The organism is Armatimonas sp. (genome assembly GCF_043760365.1).
In the GTDB taxonomy this organism is placed as follows: Bacteria; Armatimonadota; Armatimonadia; order Armatimonadales; family Armatimonadaceae; genus Armatimonas.
The window spans coordinates 1-3418 of the sequence record NZ_JAYUPA010000773.1 but is presented as its reverse complement, the minus strand read 5'-3'; the positions used below and the strand labels follow the sequence as shown (position 1 = coordinate 3418).

Below are 3418 nucleotides of genomic sequence, written 5' to 3'. Positions count from 1 at the left end.
GTGTCCAGTGCCCCGTTCCGGGGGCCACTTCTACCTACGGCATGGGCGGTGCGGCAGAAGCGGCGAGCGCAAGCTGGCTGGGAAAAGGTAGCGGTGATGGCGGCTCGATGCCCCACGTGGAAGGCAACTGGGAGCCTGCCAGCTATCTCAGAGTCGTCCCTAAGATGTTTGCCTACCTGCGTGATAAGCTCGGCGATGAGCTAAATCTACTCCACGATGTCCACGAGCGCTTGAATCCCATTCAGGCGGCGCGCCTTGCCAAAGAGCTCGAACCCTACCACTTGTTCTTTCTCGAAGATGCACTCCGGCCTGAGCACAAGGAGAGCTTCCGCCTCGTCCGAAATGCCTCGACAACCCCTCTGGCAATGGGCGAACTCTTCCACTCGAAGTACGAGTGCTTGCCGCTTTTTACTGAGCAGCTGATTGACTTTATCCGCTGCGATATTGGGCACATCGGCGGCATCACCGAGGCGAAGAAGATCGCGGTTCTTGCTGAGCCCTTCCAAATCCAGACCGCCTGGCACGGCCCCGGTGATATCGGCCCAGCGACCCACTGCGCTAACGTACACATTGACGTCTCGATCCCTAACTTCGGGGTGCAGGAGATGGTCTTCTTCCCGGAAGTGGTGCACGAGGTCTTTCCCGGCGCACCCGAGTACAAAGACGGCAAGCTCTGGCCCTCGGAGAAGCCCGGCCTTGGCTGCGATATCAACGAGGAAGCAGCCAAGAAATACCCCTACCAGCGCAACTACCTGCCCGTCTGCCGCCGCGCCGACGGCTCCGTCCACGACTGGTAAAATAACCCTATGAGCACACCACTAACTCTTACGGAAGAATGAGAAAAAGCTACCAGATCATCACTCCTGAATTTGTGGATGCGATGCAGGGAGATTACGATGGGGCACTGCGTTGCTTGGCATACCTTCTCCGTCAGTTGTCTGAGTGGGTGCCTCAACTTATCCAGGGGCGAACCTTTGAATTAATACCCATTTGCTATTTGGGCTGCTACCCAGGAATTGGCCTGTTGATGCAGGATGGCTTCGATAGCACTGAGGAGTTTCGACGAAGCGAGGCGATCTCAGAAACACTGGATCGCCGTGTCGAAAGCATCGGAGCTGCGACTCTACAGGCATGTGCTGTCCATGAGCCAGCACCCTCGTGGGGAGAGTTATTGACCCAATTTGGGGTGAACTACTAAGCGCTCTCTTCGCGCAGTTTGCCCTCGCCCTCAAAGATCAGTCTGCGGGTGGCGACTTTGTCCAAAAAGAACCTATCGTGGCTGACGACGATGACCGCGCCGGGGAAGTGGATCAAGGCCTGCTCCATCACTTGAATGCTGGGCATGTCTAAGTGGTTCGTGGGCTCGTCTAAGATAATCACGGGAGAGCCGGAGAGCAAACACTGGGCCAGCGCGACACGGGACTTCTGGCCGCCCGAGAGCGTCCCGAGCCGCTGCATGCGGTCCATCTCCGAGAATCTCAGCATCTCTAAAAACTTATGGACATGCTTGCGCGGCGCATGAAACGCGAGTCCAAACGTATTGATGGCGTGCGAGAGCATGTCCTTGGGATCAAGATTCTCTAAGAGCTGATTAAAGTGCACCGCTTTCACGCCACCCTCCCAGCGCACCATCCCTGAGTCTGGAGCTTCCTCGCCCGTCAAGACTCTGAGTAACGTAGACTTACCGCTGCCGTTGCGCCCGACAATCGCCAGGCGCTCGCCACCGTGTAGCTCCAGGGTGAGATTCGTGAAGAGTGTCTGCCCGCCGTAGGCTTTGCAAATATCCTCCGCCCGCATGAGATTATCGCGGACATGGAGGCCCTCATAAATCTCGGTGATCAAAATCTGCGCGGGGCGCGGCGTGACACGCTTTTTCAAGTCCGCCAGCTTGCGCTCCCGCCGCTCCTTGTGCTCTTTAAGCGCCTCAGCTTCGAGAAGCAGCAGTTCTTCCTCGTGGAGAAATTGGCGCTCACTGGTCTTGAGGCGAAACGGCTTCTCGCGGATGTAGTCGGAGTAGTTGCCCGCGTAGTCGGTCAGACGGTAGTTCTCTAGCTCCACAATGCGGGTGACGACGCGATCTAAAAACTGGCGGTCGTGGGAGACAAGAAGCACGGCTCCCGGAAATTCCCGGAGCCACTCCTCCAGCCACGCGACGCCCTCGACATCTAAATAGTTCGTGGGCTCATCCAGTAAGAGCGCCTCAGGCGCTTCCAGAAGAATCTTGGCCAGCGCTGCACGGTTGCGCCAGCCGCCCGAGAGCTGGGAAATAGGCCGCGTTCGGTGCTCGGCGTTAAATCCGAGCTTGCCTAGCACCGTCTCCACCGCAACCTGCCAGTTCCAGCCGTCGAGTACCTCCATACGCTCCAGCAGCTCCGCCTGGCGCTCTAGTAAAACCTCTAAGTCCGCGCCCTCATCGGCAAACTGAGTGCCAATTGCCTCTAGCTCGGCCTCAATGGCGCGTGGCTCGGCAAGCACCTCACCAAGTACTTCCTCGACGGTTTGTGTGCTGTCAAGCTGGGAGAACTGCGAGAAATACCCCACTTTGAGGCCCGCTTCTTGCTCCACTCTGCCTTCGGTGGGAGCGAGCTCGCCCAGAAAGAGCCGAATGAGTGTGGTTTTTCCCGTTCCATTCTGCCCGATCAGTCCGACCCGCTCCCCTTTGGCAAGCTTAAAGAAAACCTCCCGTAGCACCTGCCGGTCGTCGAAACGCACGGTGACGCCGTGCAGGCGCAGGAGGCTCAACTACTTGATCAGCTTTGCCGTTTTAATGGCATCCAGCTTCGGGTAGTTCTTCTCCAGAAACTTATTGCCCTCCGCCGCGATCTGGCCTTGGAGCTGCGTGATCTGCTCACCGTACTCGCCGTAGAGCTTATCCACAACTTCCATGCCCTTCACCACGGTGGCAAACGGCGAGAAGCCCATCTGATCAAGCCGGGCATTGTCTACCAGGTTGATAAAGAGCTGGGTCGAGCGCGAGTTGGGCGCACCAGATTTGGCGAATGTCAGTGTCCCACGCTTGTTGCTGCCCTTGACCGTATCGTCCTGGATATTGCTCTCCAGCCACTTGCCCGCAAGGCTCGGGTCGCCGTGAATGCCGAACTGTACCACAAAGCCTGGAACCACACGAAAGAACTTGATGCCATCAAAGAATCCGTTCTTCACCAAATTGTAAAAGCGATCCGCACCATTGGGAGAGAGCGCACGAGTGGCCTCCATGATAAAAATACCCTTGGTCGTCTGGAACTGTACCTTGAACTTTGCCGGGGCTTTCTCTTTGAGCGCCGCCGGATTTTGAAGTTTAGCCTTTTGCATGCGCCTATTATACCTCTTGCAAAAGTAGGGTAATCTTTTTGCATGCTTGATTCAGAAGTAGACAAAACCAACGATGAGGACTTCAAACGCCTCCTGGGAGTTCGAA

4 protein-coding genes are annotated in these 3418 nt (G+C 56.7%); 2 read left to right on the top strand and 2 right to left on the bottom strand.

Annotated features, from left to right (window positions below; translation table 11 throughout):
* Positions 1-797: enolase C-terminal domain-like protein (locus ACH2EH_RS18545; protein WP_395143948.1), on the top strand; the 797-nt coding region annotated here is incomplete at its 5' end.
* Positions 798-835: 38 nt separating this feature from the next.
* Positions 836-1198, top strand: coding sequence for a hypothetical protein (locus tag ACH2EH_RS18540; RefSeq protein WP_394793008.1), 363 nt, complete (start codon positions 836-838; stop codon positions 1196-1198).
* Here ACH2EH_RS18540 and ACH2EH_RS18535 read toward each other — a convergent pair.
* On the bottom strand, positions 1195-2742 hold the full coding sequence (locus ACH2EH_RS18535) for an ABC-F family ATP-binding cassette domain-containing protein (protein WP_395143946.1): 1548 nt from the start codon (positions 2740-2742) through the stop codon (positions 1195-1197). The two genes, ACH2EH_RS18540 and ACH2EH_RS18535, sit on opposite strands and share 4 nt — an antisense overlap.
* Positions 2743-3312 (bottom strand): peptidylprolyl isomerase, encoded by a 570-nt coding sequence (locus ACH2EH_RS18530; RefSeq protein WP_395143945.1) that lies wholly within the window; start codon positions 3310-3312, stop codon positions 2743-2745.
* Positions 3313-3418: the final 106 nt, after the last annotated feature.

Coding starts and splice junctions, on each gene's coding strand:
- ACH2EH_RS18540 (WP_394793008.1), top strand. CDS start 836: ATGAGAAAAAGCTACCAGATCATCACTCCTGAATTTGTGGATGCGATG.
- ACH2EH_RS18530 (WP_395143945.1), bottom strand. CDS start 3,312: ATGCAAAAGGCTAAACTTCAAAATCCGGCGGCGCTCAAAGAGAAAGCC.